The sequence below is a fragment of the Modestobacter sp. SYSU DS0511 genome (assembly GCF_054050755.1).
The window spans coordinates 18,352-34,388 of sequence record NZ_JBJGZY010000022.1 but is presented as its reverse complement, the minus strand read 5'-3'; the positions used below and the strand labels follow the sequence as shown (position 1 = coordinate 34,388).

Sequence of the window (16,037 nt, the reverse complement as noted above, 5' to 3'; positions counted from 1 at the left end):
GGCCCGCGCACGGCCGGCCAGGACGCGTCCTGGCACTCGCGCGAGCCGAGTGCCAGCATACGACCGCACTCCCCCGCCGTCCTCCGGCTCGCGGTGACCCCGGTGCCCGGGCGCCGTCCCGGTCGTCGGCGCCGTCCCGACCGTCGGCGTGACGGGGCCCGGCCCACTAGGGTGGACGTCGGTCGTGAGCACCCCTCCGGGGGTGTCCGGGGGAACGGGAGGACCAGCTCTGATCTTCAAGGCGGTGCGGGACGGGCGGCCGTATCCCGACCACAACTTCTCCACCCGTGACTGGGCGATGATCCCGCCCCGGCAGATCCGGCTCGACACGCTGGTCACGACCAGACGCGAGCTGGCCCTGGACGCCCTGCTGGCCGACGACTCCACCTTCTACGGCGACCTGTTCCCGCACGCCGTCCAGTGGCACGGCGAGATGTACCTGGAGGACGGGCTGCACCGCGCGCTGCGGGCGGCGCTGCAGCAGCGCAACGTCATCCACGTCCGGGTGCTGGACCTCGACACCCTCATGCGCGAGCCGGCCCCCCGGCACGCGGCGCCGGACACCGCCGAGCTGCCCGCGCAGTCCGGCGACCCCGGCAACACCGCGGCCCCCTGGGGCAGCGGCCCGTGGAGTGCCCACCGCGGGGGGTCCGCGGCGCTGGACCTCGACCAGCCCCGCTAGAGCCAGCCCTTCTCCTCGGCCACCCGGGCGGCCTCCACCCGGGTGCGCGCGCCGGTCTTGCCGATCGCCGCGGACAGGTAGTTGCGCACCGTCCCCTCGCTGAGGAACAGCCGTCCGGCGATGTCGGCGACGGTCGCCCCGTCGGCCGCGGCCCGCAGCACGTCGGCCTCCCGCGTCGACAGCGGCGTGGCGCCCATCGCCAGCGCCGCCGCGGCGAGGTCGCGGTCGATCACCCGCTCCCCCGCCACCACCGCGCGGATCGACCGCGCCAGCTCGGCCACCGGGGAGTCCTTGACCAGGAACCCGGCCGCGCCCACCTCCATCGCCCGGCGCAGGAACCCCGGCCGGCCGAACGTGGTGAGCACGACCGCGCGCACCTCCGGCAGCGCACCGGCGAGCTCCCGCGCGGCCTCGATGCCGTCCTGACCGGGCATCTCGATGTCCAGCAGGGCGACGTCGGGGCGGTGCTCCCGGGCGGCGGCGAGGACCTGGTCGCCGCGGCCGACCTCGGCGACGACCTCGATGTCCTCCTCCAGGTCCAGCAGCGCGCGCAGCGCCCCGCGCACCAGCGTCTGGTCCTCGGCCAGCAGCACCCTGATCACCGGGCCGCCGCCCCGGCCGGCTGCAGCGGCAGACGGACGGCGAGCCGCCAGCCGCCGTCGTCCACCGGGCCCGCGGTGAACTCGCCGCCCAGCGCGGCGACCCGCTCCCGCAGCCCGGCCAGCCCCGAGCCCGACGACGCGCCGACCACCTGGATCCGCTCCCCGGCCCCGGTCCCGGCCCCGTCGTCCTCGATGGCGAGCGCAGCGGTGACGCCGTCCTCGGTGAGCGAGACGGTCACCCGTCGGGCGCCGCTATGCCGCAGCACGTTGGTCGTCGCCTCGCGCACGACCCAGCCCAGCGCGGCGTCCACGGTGCCCGGCAGCACCGGCACGCGGTCGGGCAGCCGGACGGCGATGCCGGCGCCGGTGAGCGCGGCCCGGGCCTCGGCCAGCGCCTGGGCGGCGTTCACCTGGCGGTAGCCGCTGACGGCGTCGCGCACCTCCGCCAGCGCCCGGCGGGCCGCCTCCTCGACGTCCCCCATCTCCGCCGCGGCCCGGGCCGGGTCGCGCTCGGCCAGCCGGCGGGCGAGCTCGCTCTTGAGCGCGATCAGCGACAGCGAGTGCCCGAGCAGGTCGTGCAGGTCGCGGGCGAAGCGCAGCCGCTCCTCCGCGACGGCGTTGCGGGCCAGCTCCTCGCGGGCCTCGGTGAGCTCTCGGTTGACCGTGATCAGGTACCGCATGCCGCGCATGGCGAACGCGGTGAGCAGGCACAGCGCCGGGATGACGGCGAGGCTGAAGTCGTCGTTGACCGCCAGCACCGCGGCGGACACCGCGGCCGCCGCGCCGGCCACCGGCCAGATCCAGCGGTGCGGCAGCGTCATCGACGCCGCGGCCGAGACGTAGATCATCAGCCCGGCCCACGCGCTGCCGAAGGAGACGGCCAGCACCACCCCGAGCACCGCCAGCACCGCCAGGTCCCAGCGGGCTCCGCCGCTGCCCGGCAGCGCGGTCACGCAGTAGAGGTACGTCGCGGTGAAGACCACCAGCCCGGCCACCGCCAGCACGACCACGCTCGCCGGCCGCGGGGTGCCGATCAGGTCGGCGATCGGGAACAGCTGGAAGAACAGCCAGGGCAGCGACCACACCGCTCCCCGCCAGTTCCGGCCGCCGGTCTCCACGGCGGCGACGCTATCGCCCGGGGTCCGCACGACGGCTCAGCCGGCCACCGCGTGCAGCGGGCGCCGGCGGGCGACCACCAGCGCCGCCGCGGCGAACAGGACGCCGTAGCCGGCCAGCACGGCCACCGGCGTGCCGGAGAACCGTCCGGCCATCGCGTCGCGGCCCAGCTCGGCGAACCAGTAGGACGGCAGGGTCCGGGCGAACGTCGCCATGCCCTCGGGGAACTGCTCCACCGGGAACCACAGCCCACCCAGCGCGGCGAGCGCGGTGCCGAGGATGCCGATCGCCGCGCCGGCTGCCTGCGCGTCCAGCGCCAGCCCCACCGCCACGCCCAGGGCGACGAACACCAGCGACCCCGCCCAGAGCGACCCGACCAGCGTCAGCCAGGTGCCCGGGCCGAGTGCGACGCCGTTGACGAACCGCCCGACCGCGGCCACCACGAGGAGGCTGGGCAGCACCAGCAGGGCGCCGACCAGCACGTCGACGGTGAACACCGTCCCGGTCGGCACCGGGGTCACGCGCAGCTGCCGCAGCCAGCCCGAGGAGCGGTCGAAGGCCATCCGGATCGTCGCACCCAACGCCGCACCGATCGCGCCGTAGGCCAGCATCGAGACCAGCACGGCGCCGGCGAGGTCCTGCTGGTCGCCGTCCGGCACCTGCGCACCGATGACCTTGGTGAGGAAGATCGTGAACAGCGCGGGCAGCAGCACGGTGAAGAACAGGTACTGCTTGTTCCGCCCCACGCGGCGCAGCTGGAAGAGCAGCAGGTCGGTCATCGCCCGGCTCCGGTGGTCGGCCGGGTCGGGGGGCGACCGCTCAGCAGCGCGAGGAACGCCTGCTCGAGGCTGGCGCCACGGACCTCCAGGTCCGGGAGGCGGTCGAAGCGGGACAGCAGGGCGCGCAGCGTCGCCTCGGGGTCGCTGGTGGTCAGCTCGACGACGTCGGCCGAGCCGCCCACGCCGGTCACCCCGGGCAGGCCGGCCAGCTCGCCCCGCGGGCCGCCCGTCCGGAACCGGACGGTGCGCTCCCCCGCGCCCCGGGTCACGTCGGCGACCGACCCGTCGGCCACCACCCGGCCGCCGTCGACGACGACCACCCGGTCGGCCACCGCCTCGGCCTCCTCCAGGTGGTGGGTGGCGAACACGACGGTGTGCCCGAGCCCGACCAGCCCGCGCATCGTCGTCCAGAAGGCCCGCCGCGCCTCGACGTCCATCGCCGCGGTCGGCTCGTCGAGCACCAGCAGCGGCGGGGAGCCGACGAGTGCGACGGCCAGCAGCACCCGCTGACGCTGGCCGCCGGACAGCGCGTCGGTGCGCCGGTCGAGCAGCCCGTCGATGCCGACGGTCGCGGCCAGGTCCGCCAGCGGCCAGGGCGCCGGGTACCTGCCGGCGACGAGGCGGAGCACCTCCCCCACCCGGGTCTCGCTGGGCAGGCCGCCGTGCTGCAGCATCGCGCCGACCGCGCCGGCCCGGACGGCGGCCTGCGGCTGCCGGCCGAGCAGGCGCACGCGGCCGGCGGTGGGGCGGAACAGCCCCAGCGCCGCGTTGACGGTCGAGGACTTGCCGGCTCCGTTGGGGCCGAGCAGGGCGACGGTCTCACCCGTGCCGATGCGCAGGTCCAGGGCGTCGACGGCGAGGGTGCCGCCGTACCGGACGGTCAGCCCCTCGATGTCGAGGGCGGGGGTCTCGGACACGGGGACCAGCCTGGCGGCCGGTGGTGCGGTCGCGGCAGTGCGAGACGTCGTCGACCCGGCCTGACATCCGTCAGGTGGGAACGATCCCGCGCGCCGCCGATCACCCAGGGTCGGCGCGTCATCACGCCGGGACGGGAGAACGACGCTGCCAGCTCCTAGCATTCGCCTCGCGGTCCGCCGGCCGGTCACCGGAGCCCTGCCGGCGGAACTGCTGTCCATGTCGGAGGACCGGGCGCTGCCCACGGGCACACCCGGTGCCCGCGACGTCCGGCCGTGCGCTCGGGCGCGCCGGAAGGAGCCCGTTCGTGCGCTGGTCCACTGCTGGGAGCACCCCACCGGCGACGACGACGGCCGAACCGCCGCCCGCACCGCCCGCCCGTCCCCGCCGGCGGGCGGAGCACGACGGCACGCTGGAGACCGCGGCCAAGCAGGCCGGGGTGCTCTCCTCGGCCAGCCGGGAGGTCTCCGACACCTCGCGCGAGGCCGCGGAGTCGCTCACCGAGCTGCGGACGGCGATCTCCGACATCTCCGCCAGCACCTCGCGCGCCTCGGCGGTGGCCGAGGAGGCCGTCCGCGACGCCCAGGCCGTCGACGAGCGGATCGCCGCGCTGCAGACGGCGAGCGAGTCGATCACCGAGATGGTCCGGCTGATCTCCGCGATCAGCCAGCAGAGCCGCTTCCTGGCGCTCAACGCCTTCGTCGAGGCCGCCCGCGCCGGCGAGGTGGGCCGCGGGTTCGCCGTCGTCGCCGACGAGGTGAAGCAGCTGGCCAGCCGCACCGCCCAGGCCGCGGAGGACATCGGCTCGCAGATCGAGGCGGTGCAGTCCGAGACCCGGCAGGCGGTCAGCGCGATCCAGCGGATCACCGGCACGCTCGGGTCCATCGCCGAGGCGCAGGACGCGATCAGCGCCGCGGTCGACCAGCAGCGCGCCGCCACCGACCGGGTGGTGGACAACGTCGACCGGGCCGCGAGCGGTTCGGCACGGATCACCGACGCCGTGGCGCAGCTCGCCGACAGCCAGCGGCTGGCCTACGTCCGCCGGGCGCTGACGACCGCCCAGGACCTGCTCGACGACGCCGGCGGCGTGGAGCTGGGCGAGCAGGCGGTGAGCCTGACCGTGCGCAACCAGGCCACCGACGCCGCGCACGGGGCGACGCTCCCGGAGCTGCTGCTCGGTGGCGTGCCGGTGGACCGGGACGACGACCCGCGCCGCCCGGCGCGGCTGGTCGACGCGGTCGTCGCCGAGGTCGGCGGCAGCTGCACGCTCTTCCAGCGGCTCGACGCCGAGGGCAGCATGGTCCGGGCGGCCACGTCGGTGGTCACCCCGGCGGGGCGGCGCAACATCGGCACCTACATCCCCCGTACCAACCCCGACGGCAGCCCGAACCCGGTGCTCGCCGCGGTGCTGGCCGGGCAGACCTACACCGGGCCGGCCATGGTCGCCGGCCGGGAGTACTTCACCGCGTACACCGGCGTGCACTCCCCAGCGGGGGAGCTCATCGGCATGCTCTACGTCGGCCTGCCGCTGGACGAGATCGGCTAGTCCGTCAGGTCGCGGACGACGGCGTCGGCGAGCAGCCGCCCGCGGTCGGTCAGCACCGCCAGACCGGCGGTGTGCGCCGCCGGCTCCAGCAGCCCACGGACGCATGCCTCCGCGGCCCGTGCCCGGCCGGCGGCGCTGAGTGCGGTCAGCGGCAGCCCGTCGCGCAGCCGGAGCCCGAGCATCACCGTCTCCAGCGCCTGGTCCTCGCGGGTCAGCAGCTCGCGGTCGGCGGCCGGGTGCAGGCCCGCGGCGAGCCGGTCGGCGTAGGCGGCCGGGTGCTTGACGTTCCACCAGCGCAGCCCGCCGACGTGCGAGTGCGCACCCGGCCCGATCCCCCACCAGTTCGCGTTCGCCCAGTACAGCTCGTTGTGCCGGCAGCGGGCGGCGCGGTCGCGCGCCCAGTTCGACACCTCGTACCAGCCCATCCCGGCCCGCCCGAACGCCCGGTCGGCCTGCTCGTAGCGGTCGGCCAGCACGTCGTCGTCCGGCATCGGCAGCTCGCCGCGGGCGACCCGGCGGGCCAGCCGGGTGCCCTGCTCGACGATCAGCGCGTAGGCGCTGACGTGGTCGACCGGCGCGGCCAGGACGGCGTCCAGCGAGGCCTGCCAGTCGGCGTCGGACTCCCCCGGTGCCCCGTAGATCAGGTCGAGGTTCACGTGCTCGAAGCCGGCGGCGCGCGCCTCGTGCGCGGCCTGCACCGCGCGGCCGGGGGTGTGCCGGCGGTCCAGCACCGCGAGCACGTGCTCGGCCGCGGACTGCATGCCCAGGCTGATCCGGGTGAAGCCGCCCGCCCGCAGCGTGGCCAGCGACTCCGGGGTGACCGACTCCGGGTTGGCCTCGGTGGTCACCTCCACGTCCGGCGCGACGGGGAACAGCTCACGGACGGCGTCCATCACCGCGACCAGGTCACCGGCCGGCAGGAGGGTGGGGGTGCCGCCGCCGACGAAGACCGTCTGCACCGCGGGCCGGTCCGGCCCCAGCACCTCGGCGGCCAGCCGCAGCTCGGCGATCGCGGTGGCCGCGTACTCGCTGCGGTTGGCGCCCGGGCCGAGCTCGTCGGAGGTGTAGGTGTTGAAGTCGCAGTAGCCGCAGCGGGTGGCGCAGAACGGCACGTGCACGTAGAGCCCGAAGGGCGTGGTCGGCAGGCCGTCCCGGGCGGATGCCGGGAGCATCGAGGGGTCCGCGGGGAGGGCCGGGGTCTGGCCGAGCAGAGGCAAGGGCCGGGCGGGTGGGCTCGTCATGGCAGTCATCGCTGCTCCCAGTGTGACGGCTCCCGGCAGGATGGCGGCGTGACCTCCGCGACCAGCGACGACCGCGTGCTCACCGTCGACGTCTCCGCCGGGGTGGCCCGGCTGACCCTGGACTCCCCCGCCGACCGCAATGCCCTCTCCCGCGCGATGCGCGCCCAGCTCCGCACCGCGCTGGACGACGCCCTGGCCGACGACGCCGTCCGGGTGGTGGTGCTCGACCACACCGGGCGGGTGTTCTGCTCCGGCATGGACCTGCGCGAGGCCACCGGCGGGGCGAGCAGCGAGCAGGGGGTCCGCGAGTTCCCCGAGCTCCTGACCCGGCTGTGGCACGCGCCCAAGCCGGTGGTCGCCGTCGTCCGTGGCCCGGCCCGGGCCGGTGGGGTGGGGCTGGCCGCGGCCTGCGACGTCGTCGTCGCCGGGGCCTCGGCGACCTTCGCGTTCAGCGAGGTGCGGCTCGGGCTGGTGCCGGGGGTGATCTCGGCGGTCTGCCGCCCGCGGATGCAGCCGCACGCCGCGCACCGGCTCATGCTCACCGGTGAGGTGTTCGACGCGGCCACCGCGGCGTCCGCCGGGGTCGTCGACCTGGCGGTGGCCGACGACGCGGTGGACGCCACCGTGGCCGCCCAGGTGACCGCGCTGGCGGCCGGGGCGCCGGCAGCGCTGGCGGTGACCAAGCAGCTGCTGCGGGGCGGGCACGACCTCGCCGGGGCCCTTCCCGCGCTCGCGGAGCTCTCGGCCCGCGCCTTCGCCTCGGACGAGGGCCAGGAGGGCATGGCCGCCTTCCGGGAGAAGCGCCCGGCCCGCTGGGTGCCCGCCGCGGACTGATGCCCCCGGAGAGCTCGTGCTCTGCTCACCGCTGGTGAGCAGAGCACGAGCGTCGGCGGACCACCTCGGGGCCGTCCCTCAGAGCACGTAGGTCGCGATCATCTGACCGAGCTGGCGGATGTCGGCGTTGCCCTTGAACTCCAGCCGGACCTTGCCCAGCCCGCTGAACCACAGGTCCAGTTCGGCGTCGAGGTCGAAGGTGCCGGCCGTCTCCACGGAGAACGCCTGCACCTTGCTGTAGGGCAGTGAGGTGAAGTCCCGCTTCTTGCCCGTGATGCCCTGGATGTTGACCGCGATGAGCCGCTTGTCGGTGAAGACCACGAAGTCACGGACGCCCTTGAACGTGGCGACGAACTGCTCGCCCCGGATCATCAGCGGCGCCACGGCCGGGGCGATGTCGTCCGGCTTGCACGGGCTGAGCTTGAACACGGAACCGTTGGCGAAGTCGATCACCGCGTCACCGTAGGGGCGTGCGCCGCGACGTCGGGCCGACCACGCCGCAGCGCCGGCCGCCGGTCCGGCCGGAGCCGGTCAGCGCAGCCGGCGGGTGTTGTCCGGCTGCCGCACGGTCACCCCGCGCGCGTCCAGCCACTCGGCCAGCGGGACGGCGACCCGGCGCGTGGTCTGCCACGCCTTGCGTGCGTCGCTGAGGGTGAACGGCTGCGGCAGCTCGGCCAGCCGCCGCCGCGCCTCCTCGGCCACGCCCGGCGCCAGGTAGATCCCCTCGGCGATCCGGACCAGCTGCTCGTCGCGCACTGCGGCGGCCAGCTCCCGCGGGCCGAGCCCGGCCGCGGCCAGGTCGGGCGCCTCGGGGGCGGCGAAGGGGGCGCCGGCCAGCCGGGCCCGCACGTCGTCGACCGCCCGCTGCACGTGCGCGGGCAGCCCCGCGGAGCCGGCGACGACGCGGCCGTCGCGCAGCGACAGCGGCGGGCGCACGACGGCGGGCACCAGCTCGGCGTCGGGCAGCTCGAGCGCCGACCGCAGCACCGCGATCGGCGGCCCGGTCTCCAGCGGGCGCAGCTGCCGGTACCGGGTCACCACCTGCGGCACCCGGGCCGCCAGTTCGTCGGCCAGCCCGGGGGCGATCAGCCACGGGCCGACCTCGGTCGCCCCGGCGGGCACGGGCCAGCCCATCGCGACGAAGTCGGCCCGCCGCACGAACCGGCGGCGCACCAGCTCGGCGCGGGCGCCCTCCTCCCCGGCCGGGCGGTCGGCCAGCTCGGCGGCGCGCGACCGTGCGGCCCCGCGGCGGCGCAGCTCCGGCGGGTCCACGTCCCGCACGTCGGCGCCGAGCACCCGGCGGGCGCCGGGGTCGCGCAGCAGCAGCCGGTCGCCGATCCGCAGGGGCAGCTCGGCGCTCAGCCGCAGCCGCACCGCCGATCCGTCCAGCGGGCGCACCCGCGCGGCGACGGTGGCCGATCCGATGTGCACCACGAGCTCGGCGGGCAGCCGGTCCTCCGGAGGGGTGGTCAGGGAGACGTCGACCTCGGCGGTCCGGCGGAACGCGCCCGGGGTGAGGAGCGCGTCGCCGCGGGCGATCTCCTCGACCGCGACCCCGCGCAGGTTCAGCGCGACCCGGGCGGTGGCCGACGCCGCCTCGACCGGCGCCCCGAGGGACTGCAGCCCGCGCACGGTCACCTCCCGGTCGCCCAGGGCGAACCGGTCGCCGGCGCGCACCGTGCCGGCGGCCAGGGTGCCGGTGACCACGGTGCCGGCGCCGCGGATGGTGAAGGCCCGGTCGACCCACAGCCGCACCGCCGCGGCGGGGTCGGGTGCCGGCAGGGCTGCCAGCACACCGCCCAGGGCCGCGGTCAGCTCGGGCACGCCCTGGCCGGTACGTGCGCTGACGGCCACCGCGGGCACCTGCCCCAGCGAGGTGCCGGCCAGGCGCTGCGCGGCGTCGGCGAGCACCGGGCCCGCGTCGGCGAGGTCGGCCTTGGTGACGGCGAGCAGCCCGTGCCGCACACCCAGCGCGTCCAGCACGGCCACGTGCTCGGCGGTCTGCGCCGACCAGCCGTCGTCGGCCGCGACCACGACCAGCGCGGCCGGCACCGAGCCGACGCCGGCGAGCATGTTGCCGACGAACCGCTCGTGGCCGGGCACGTCGACCACGGCCAGGCGGCGACCGCCGGGCAGCGTCGTCCAGGCGAAGCCCAGGTCGATGGTCAGCCCGCGCCGGCGCTCCTCCTCCCAGCGGTCGGGCTCCATCCCGGTCAGCGCCCGCACCAGCGTCGACTTGCCGTGGTCGACGTGGCCCGCGGTGGCGATCACGTCCACGCAGCCGCCACCTCCCGCACCATCGCGGTCAGCCGCTCGTCGTCGGCCGGCGCCAGGCTGCGCAGGTCCAGGTGGGTCCGGTCGCCGGCGGCGTAGCCGACGACCGGGGTGCTCGCGGCGCGCAGCGGCTCGGCGAAGGCCAGCGGCACGGCCACCGCGACGCTGGGCAGCTCGAACTCCGGGGCTCCCCCACCGCCGACCCGGGCGGTCGCGTCGACCGCCTCCGCCTCGACCCCGTGCGCCCGCAGCGCCGCGGCGACGGCGGTGGCGCGGGCCCGCAGCTCCGCGACGTCGGCGTCCAGCATCCGGCGCACCGGGGGCACCGGCCCGCGCAACGTCGCCTCCAGCGCGGCCAGGGTGGTCTTGTCGACCCGCAACGCGCGGTAGAGCGGGTGCCGGCGCAGTCGCTGCACCAGCTCCGCCCGGCCCAGCACGATCCCCGCCTGCGGCCCGCCGAGCAGCTTGTCGCCACTGCACAACGCCAGGTCGGCGCCGCCGGCCAGCGTCGTCTGCAGGTCCGGTTCGTCGGGCAGCAGCGGGTGCGGGCGCAGCAGCCCGCTGCCCACGTCGGCCACCAGCGGCACGCCGGTGCCGGTCAGCGCGGCGGACAGCTCGGTGACCTCGGCGGAGCGGGTGAAGCCGCGGACGACGAAGTTCGACGGGTGCACCTTCAGCACCGCACCGGTGTCCGGCCCCAGCGCGCCGGTGTAGTCGGCGACGGAGACCCGGTTCGTCGTCCCCACCTCCCGCAGCCGCGCGCCCGTGGCGGCCAGCAGCTCGGGGATGCGGAAACCGTCACCGATCTCCACCAGTTCGCCGCGGGCGATGACCAGCTGACCGCCGAGCGCGGTGGCGACCAGGGCGAGCGCGGCGGCGCAGTTGTTGACCACGAGCGCGGCCTCGGCGGCCGGGACGGCGGCCAGCAGCGCCCCGAGCGCCCCCTCCCCGCGCGGGCCGCGGCGGCCGGTGGCCAGGTCCAGCTCCACGTCGGTCGTGCCACTGGCGGCGACCACGGCCTCCACGGCGGCCGGTGACAGCGGCGCCCGGCCGAGGTTGGTGTGCACCAGCACGCCGGTGGCGTTGAGCACCGGGCGCAGGCTGCTCGCGCTGCCCGGCAGCCGCTCCAGCACGGCCGAGACGACGTCGTCCGGCGACAGCGCGCCCTCCCGCACCTGCTGCTGCGCGGTCTGCACCGCTGCCTTGACCAGGTCCCGGCCCAGCCGGGCGACGGCGGAGGCGACCTGCGGTTCGGCGAGGACCGTGTCGGTCCGGGGCACCTGACGGCGCGGATCACCGCTCACGACCGCCACCCTAGGTGCTCGCCGCGCGGGCCAACGACCGCGGAGCCGGCCCAGAGAGGCCGGCTCCGCGGCAGGCTGGCGGAGACGGACGGGAATCGAACCCGCCTGACCGAGATGCTCGGCCACGTCGGCTTTAGAGGCCGCGGGGGCCACCAGGCACCCTGACGTCTCCGCGGCCGACCCTACGCCCGGCCCGGGCGTCACCGATCGGGCCGGGAGTGAGGGCCTAGAGTTCGAGGTCATGACCGCCACTGCGATCCGGCTGACCCAGTACGCGCACGGCGGCGGGTGCGCGTGCAAGATCCCGCCGGGCGAGCTGGAGTCCGTCGTGGCCGGGCTGACCGCCACGGGCCCGGTCGACCCCGCCGCCGAGCTGGTCGTCGGGCTGGACGACGGCGACGACGCGGCCGTCGTGCGCATCCCAGGTGGCCAGGGGCTGGTGCTGACCACCGACTTCTTCACCCCGGTGGTCGACGACGCGTACGACTTCGGCCGGATCGCCGCGGCCAACGCGCTGTCCGACGTCTACGCCATGGGCGGCACCCCGGTCGTGGCGGTGAACCTGCTGGGCTGGCCGCGCGACGTGCTGCCCGCGGAGCTGGCCGCCGAGGTGCTGCGCGGCGGGCTGGAGATCGCCCACCAGGCCGGCTGCCACGTCGGGGGCGGGCACTCCATCGACGACCCGGAGCCCAAGTACGGCATGGCGGTCACCGGGCTGGTCGACGTCGACCGGATCATCACCAACTCCGGGGCGGTGGCCGGCACGCCCCTGTCGCTGACCAAGCCGCTGGGCGTCGGCGTGCTCAACAACCGGATGAAGGCCACCGGCGAGGTCTCCCCGGAGGCGCTCGCCGCCATGACCACGCTCAACGCCGAGGCCTCCCGCGCCGCCGTCGCCGCCGGGATCCGCGCCGGCACCGACGTGACCGGGTTCGGCCTGCTCGGCCACCTCTACAAGATGGCCCGGGCCAGCGGGGTGACCGCGGTGGTCGACGCCGCCGCCGTCCCGTACCTGACCGGGGCGCGCGAGGCGCTGGCCGCCGGCTACGTCTCCGGCGGCACCCGGCGCAACCTGGACTGGGTGCGCCCCCACGCCGACCTGTCCGCGGTCAGCGAGGACGACGCGCTGCTGCTGGCCGACGCGCAGACCTCCGGTGGGCTGCTGCTCGGCGGCGAGGTGCTGGGCGCCCCGGTGATCGGTGAGTTCGTCCCGCGGAGGGACGCCGTCCTCATCGTCCGCTGAGCGCCCGGCAGCGCCGGACCAGGGCGGTCGACCGAACCCGGGCACCGCCGGGCTCGACGAGCGGGGACACAGGTCGTCGAGTCGCCGGATCGGCGTGTTCACCCGACGGCGTGTCCGGCGGACACGCCTGGTCACCCGCTGTTCACCACAGCGGGTCAAGGTCGGCGACCGTGAGTGCCCAGCCGATCACCGCTGCGTCGGAGACGATGCGCCCTTCGGCTCCCCTGGCCGCCCCTCCCGACCCGCCTGCGCCCTCGCCCAAGGCCGCCCCCCCGGGCAACCGCCGGCGGGACGTGCTCATCGCAGCCGCCTTCCTGCTGCCCAACCTCGTCCTGCTGGTGGTCTTCACCTACCGCCCCCTGCTGGACAACGTCCGGCTGTCGTTCACCGACTGGAACATCTCCGCACCGACCGCCTCGTTCATCGGCCTGGACAACTACGTCGAGTGGTTCACCAGCCAGGCCAGCCGGCAGGTGCTGTGGAACACCGTCGTCTTCACCGGGGCGGCGGTGATCGGTTCGATGGTCATCGGCCTGGCGCTGGCCCTGCTGCTGGACCAGAAGCTCTTCGGTCGCAACGCGGTGCGCTCGCTGGTCTTCGCGCCGTTCGTACTCGCCGGCGCTGCGGTCGGCGTCGCGTTCCAGTTCGTCTTCGACCCGACGTTCGGCCTGGTGCAGGACCTGCTGGGCCGGGTCGGCCTGGACGCCCCGGCGTTCTACCAGGACCCGGGCTGGGCGTTGTTCATGGTGACCGCCACCTACATCTGGAAGAACCTGGGCTACACCTTCGTCATCTACCTGGCGGCCCTGCAGGGCCGCCGGGCAGAGCTCGACGAGGCCGCCGAGATCGACGCGGCCTCGACCTGGCGCAGGTTCCGGCACGTCACGTGGCCGCAGCTGCGCCCGGCGACGTTCTTCCTGCTCATCACCGTGCTGCTCAACAGCTTCCAGGTCTTCGACGTGATCGACACGATGACCCGCGGTGGTCCGCTCGGCAACGGCACGACGACGATGGTCTACCAGGTCTACCAGGAGACGTTCGTGAACCAGCGGGCCGGTTTCGGCGCCACGGTGGCCACCATGATGTTCCTGGCCCTGCTGGTCGTCACCCTGGTCCAGGTCCGCGTCATGGAGCGGGGGCGGGAGTCGTGACCACCCCGGCGCCCTCCGGGCGGACGGACACTGCGCCGCAGGTGCGGACGGGCCCTGCGGCGCGCGTGAAGTCGGCGCCGCACGAGAGGTCCGGGCCGTTGAGCCGCATCGGCGGCTACCTAGGGCTGCTGCTGGTCGTCCTCGTGGTGGCCCTGCCGCTGTACTGGATCCTGATCTCGTCGCTGAAGGAGCGACCGGACATCTACACCGTGCCGGTCACGTGGGTGCCTGACCCGTTCACGACCGCGAACTACTCACGGGTGGGCACCGGCGTCGCGTTCACCGACTACCTGCGCAACTCGATCGTCATCACCACGGTGCTCACGGTCGTGGAGGTCACCCTCGGGGTGCTCTCGGCCTTCGCGCTGGCATTCCTGCGGTTCCCGGGCCGCAGCCTGGTGCTGCTGTTCGTGATCGCCAGCCTCATGGTCCCCAACCAGGTGACGGTGATCAGCAACTACGCCCTGGTCGCCCAGCTCGGCTGGCGGAACACCTTCGCCGGGATCATCGTCCCGCTGGCCGGCGTCGCCTTCGGCACGTTCCTGCTGCGCAACCACTTCCTGTCGCTGCCGAAGGAGATCATCGAGGCAGCCGAGATGGACGCCACCGGGCCGCTGAAGATGCTGTGGCGGGTCGTGCTGCCGATGTCCTGGCCCACCCTGGTCGCCTTCGTCCTGATCACCATCGTCACCGAGTGGAACCAGTACCTCTGGCCGCTGCTGATGGCGGACGACTCCTCCACCGCTCCCCTGCCGGTCGGGCTGGCGCAGCTGCAGGACACCGCGGGCCTCACCAACTGGGGCCCGGTCATGGCCGGGACGGTCCTCACCATGCTGCCCATCCTGATCGTCTTCCTGCTGCTCCAGCGGCACATGATCAAGGGGCTGACCGCGGGAGCGGTCAAGGGGTGATCCGGCGGCGCGGACGTCGTCCGTGCCGCAGTCCCCGCTCTCGTCTCTCCCCTCCCTCATCAGGGCAGCCGGCGCGTCCCGCGCGCCGGGCAGTGGCCTTGCACCCCATCGCACGAAACCCACCACGATCGGAGATCCCCATGAGGTCCCTGGACCGCCGTTCCTTCCTGCTGACCGGTGCCACGGTCGGCGTCCTCGCCCTGTCTGCCTGCGCCGGCACCGCCACCGGAGGGACCGGGGGGTCCGGCGACGGCGGAGCGGTCGAGACGCTGACCATGTGGTCCAACCACCCGGGTGAGTCCAAGCCCGTCGAGACCGAGCTGCTCGACGCCTTCACGGCCGAGACCGGGATCGAGGTCAACCTGGTCACCGCGGGCGCCTCGTACGAGGAAGCCGCCCAGCGGTTCAACGCCGCACTGTCCGGCGGGGAACTGCCCGACGTGGTCATCGCCTCCGACGTCACCTGGTTCAACTTCGCGCTCAACGACGCCATCACCCCCATGGACGACCTGTGGGAGAGCGCCGGCGTGGACGCCGCCGGGTACGTCGACTCCCTCCGCGAGGACTACGAGTACGAGGGCGCCCACTACGCCCTGCCCTACGCCCGGTCGACGCCGCTCTTCTACTACAACAAGGAGATGTGGGCGGCCGCCGGCCTGCCGGACCGCGGCCCGGAGACCTGGGCGGAGTTCGCCGAGTGGGCACCGCGGCTGGCCGCCGCCAACCCGGGGATCGCCCCCATGGTGCTGCCGGACGGCAGCAACTACCTGGACTGGTACTTCCAGGGCATGATCTGGACCTTCGGCGGGGCGTACTCCGACGAGTGGGAGCCGACGTTCACCTCCCCGGAGTCGCTGGAGGCCGGTCGCTACCTGCAGGACAGGTACCGCAACGGCGACATCGCGATCTCCAACGACGCGAACAACCAGTTCGGTGCGGCGCAGGCCGCCTCGCTGCTGCAGTCCACCGGGTCCCTGGGCGGGCTGACCGAGACCGCCCAGTTCGAGTTCGGCACCGCCTTCCTGCCCGGCCCCCCTCCCGGCACGCCGACCGGTGGAGCCGGGCTGGCGATCCCTGCGGGCATCTCCGATGAGCGCAAGGAAGCCGCGATGGAGCTCATCGCCTTCCTCACCAACACCGACAACACGGTGACCTTCAGCCAGGCCACCGGGTACATGCCGGTGCGCAAGGACGCCATCGACGACCCGGAGATGGCCGCCTACCTGGAAGAGAACCCGAACGCCCGGACCGCGCTGGAGCAGCTCGAGGTGACCGCACCGCAGGACTACGCCCGCGTGTTCCTGCCCGGCGGTGGCGCCCGGATCGGCGCCGGCCTGGACCGGATCACCATCGGCGGTGAGGACGTGGAGACCGTCTTCGGTCAGCTGGCCGAGGAGAGTCAGCAGGTCTACGAGCGGGACATCGAGCCCAAGCTGTGA

General features: G+C 74.9%; 15 protein-coding genes and 1 tRNA gene. 7 read left to right on the top strand and 9 right to left on the bottom strand.

All coding sequences use genetic code 11. The features are described 5' to 3' along the window. The first annotated feature begins 184 nt into the window (after positions 1–184). On the top strand, positions 185–682 hold the full coding sequence (locus tag ACI783_RS12510) for a type II toxin-antitoxin system VapB family antitoxin (RefSeq protein ID WP_457140734.1): 498 nt from the start codon (positions 185–187) through the stop codon (positions 680–682). On the opposite strand, the gene ACI783_RS12505 is transcribed toward ACI783_RS12510, so the two are convergent. From ACI783_RS12505 to ACI783_RS12490, 4 genes are read right to left on the bottom strand one after another with little or no spacing between them, the layout of a single operon-like run. Continuing rightward, entirely contained in the window at positions 679–1,284 is a 606-nt protein-coding gene (locus ACI783_RS12505) for a response regulator (RefSeq protein ID WP_457084883.1), read from the bottom strand. The two genes, ACI783_RS12510 and ACI783_RS12505, sit on opposite strands and share 4 nt — an antisense overlap. Continuing rightward, positions 1,281–2,402: a sensor histidine kinase gene (locus ACI783_RS12500; RefSeq protein WP_457140733.1), complete on the bottom strand. Its 1,122-nt coding sequence runs from the start codon at positions 2,400–2,402 to the stop codon at positions 1,281–1,283. Before ACI783_RS12500 ends, ACI783_RS12505 begins: the two co-directional genes overlap by 4 nt. Before the next feature lie 36 nt (positions 2,403–2,438). Continuing rightward, positions 2,439–3,179: an ABC transporter permease gene (locus tag ACI783_RS12495; protein WP_457140732.1), complete on the bottom strand. Its 741-nt coding sequence runs from the start codon at positions 3,177–3,179 to the stop codon at positions 2,439–2,441. Continuing rightward, positions 3,176–4,096 carry an ABC transporter ATP-binding protein gene (locus tag ACI783_RS12490; RefSeq protein ID WP_457140731.1) on the bottom strand — a complete coding sequence of 307 codons (921 nt, stop codon included), beginning with the start codon at positions 4,094–4,096 and terminating at the stop codon, positions 3,176–3,178. Before ACI783_RS12490 ends, ACI783_RS12495 begins: the two co-directional genes overlap by 4 nt. A 305-nt stretch (positions 4,097–4,401) precedes the next feature. On the opposite strand from ACI783_RS12490, the gene ACI783_RS12485 reads away from it, so the two are divergent. After that, a complete protein-coding gene (locus ACI783_RS12485; protein ID WP_457140730.1) occupies positions 4,402–5,640 on the top strand; it encodes a Cache 3/Cache 2 fusion domain-containing protein in 1,239 nt (412 codons plus the stop codon). Here the strand turns inward: ACI783_RS12485 and hemW are convergent. After that, positions 5,637–6,812, bottom strand: a complete 1,176-nt coding sequence (gene hemW / locus ACI783_RS12480) for a radical SAM family heme chaperone HemW (RefSeq protein WP_457140729.1) — start codon at positions 6,810–6,812, stop codon at positions 5,637–5,639. The two genes, ACI783_RS12485 and hemW, sit on opposite strands and share 4 nt — an antisense overlap. A 117-nt stretch (positions 6,813–6,929) precedes the next feature. Here hemW and ACI783_RS12475 point away from each other — a divergent pair, with 117 nt between their 5' ends. After that, a complete protein-coding gene (locus ACI783_RS12475; protein WP_457140728.1) occupies positions 6,930–7,715 on the top strand; it encodes an enoyl-CoA hydratase-related protein in 786 nt (261 codons plus the stop codon). A 78-nt stretch (positions 7,716–7,793) separates the two neighbouring features. On the opposite strand, the gene ACI783_RS12470 is transcribed toward ACI783_RS12475, so the two are convergent. From ACI783_RS12470 to ACI783_RS12455, 4 genes are all read right to left on the bottom strand, one after another. Next, on the bottom strand, positions 7,794–8,168 hold the full coding sequence (locus ACI783_RS12470; protein WP_457140727.1) for a PH domain-containing protein: 375 nt from the start codon (positions 8,166–8,168) through the stop codon (positions 7,794–7,796). Positions 8,169–8,246: 78 nt separating this feature from the next. Then, positions 8,247–9,992 (bottom strand): selenocysteine-specific translation elongation factor, encoded by a 1,746-nt coding sequence (selB, locus tag ACI783_RS12465; RefSeq protein ID WP_457140726.1) that lies wholly within the window; start codon positions 9,990–9,992, stop codon positions 8,247–8,249. After that, the gene (gene selA / locus ACI783_RS12460; RefSeq protein WP_457140725.1) at positions 9,983–11,293 is read right to left on the bottom strand and encodes an L-seryl-tRNA(Sec) selenium transferase; all 1,311 of its coding nucleotides are present in this window, start codon (positions 11,291–11,293) and stop codon (positions 9,983–9,985) included. The genes selB and selA overlap by 10 nt, the downstream gene beginning before the upstream one ends. A gap of 76 nt (positions 11,294–11,369) precedes the next feature. Continuing rightward, positions 11,370–11,465: transfer RNA gene (locus ACI783_RS12455), tRNA-OTHER, on the bottom strand. 69 nt (positions 11,466–11,534) lie between these two features. Between ACI783_RS12455 and selD the strand changes: the two genes are divergently transcribed. The 4 genes from selD to ACI783_RS12435 all read left to right on the top strand — a co-directional run bounded on the left by selD (position 11,535) and on the right by ACI783_RS12435 (position 16,037). Further along, positions 11,535–12,536 carry a selenide, water dikinase SelD gene (selD, locus tag ACI783_RS12450; RefSeq protein WP_457140724.1) on the top strand — a complete coding sequence of 334 codons (1,002 nt, stop codon included), beginning with the start codon at positions 11,535–11,537 and terminating at the stop codon, positions 12,534–12,536. A gap of 170 nt (positions 12,537–12,706) precedes the next feature. Beyond that, positions 12,707–13,687 (top strand): carbohydrate ABC transporter permease, encoded by a 981-nt coding sequence (locus ACI783_RS12445; protein WP_457140723.1) that lies wholly within the window; start codon positions 12,707–12,709, stop codon positions 13,685–13,687. Positions 13,688–13,785: 98 nt separating this feature from the next. Further along, the gene (locus ACI783_RS12440) at positions 13,786–14,598 is read left to right on the top strand and encodes a carbohydrate ABC transporter permease (protein ID WP_457140722.1); all 813 of its coding nucleotides are present in this window, start codon (positions 13,786–13,788) and stop codon (positions 14,596–14,598) included. A gap of 140 nt (positions 14,599–14,738) precedes the next feature. Continuing rightward, the gene (locus ACI783_RS12435) at positions 14,739–16,037 is read left to right on the top strand and encodes an ABC transporter substrate-binding protein (protein WP_457140721.1); all 1,299 of its coding nucleotides are present in this window, start codon (positions 14,739–14,741) and stop codon (positions 16,035–16,037) included.

What these genes read in the sequence shown, in the direction of transcription:
- selD (WP_457140724.1), top strand. Translation starts at nt 11,535, where the DNA reads ATGACCGCCACTGCGATCCGGCTGACCCAGTACGCGCACGGCGGCGGG.
- ACI783_RS12495 (WP_457140732.1), bottom strand. Translation starts at nt 3,179, where the DNA reads ATGACCGACCTGCTGCTCTTCCAGCTGCGCCGCGTGGGGCGGAACAAG.
- hemW (WP_457140729.1), bottom strand. Translation starts at nt 6,812, where the DNA reads ATGCTCCCGGCATCCGCCCGGGACGGCCTGCCGACCACGCCCTTCGGG.
- ACI783_RS12435 (WP_457140721.1), top strand. Translation starts at nt 14,739, where the DNA reads ATGAGGTCCCTGGACCGCCGTTCCTTCCTGCTGACCGGTGCCACGGTC.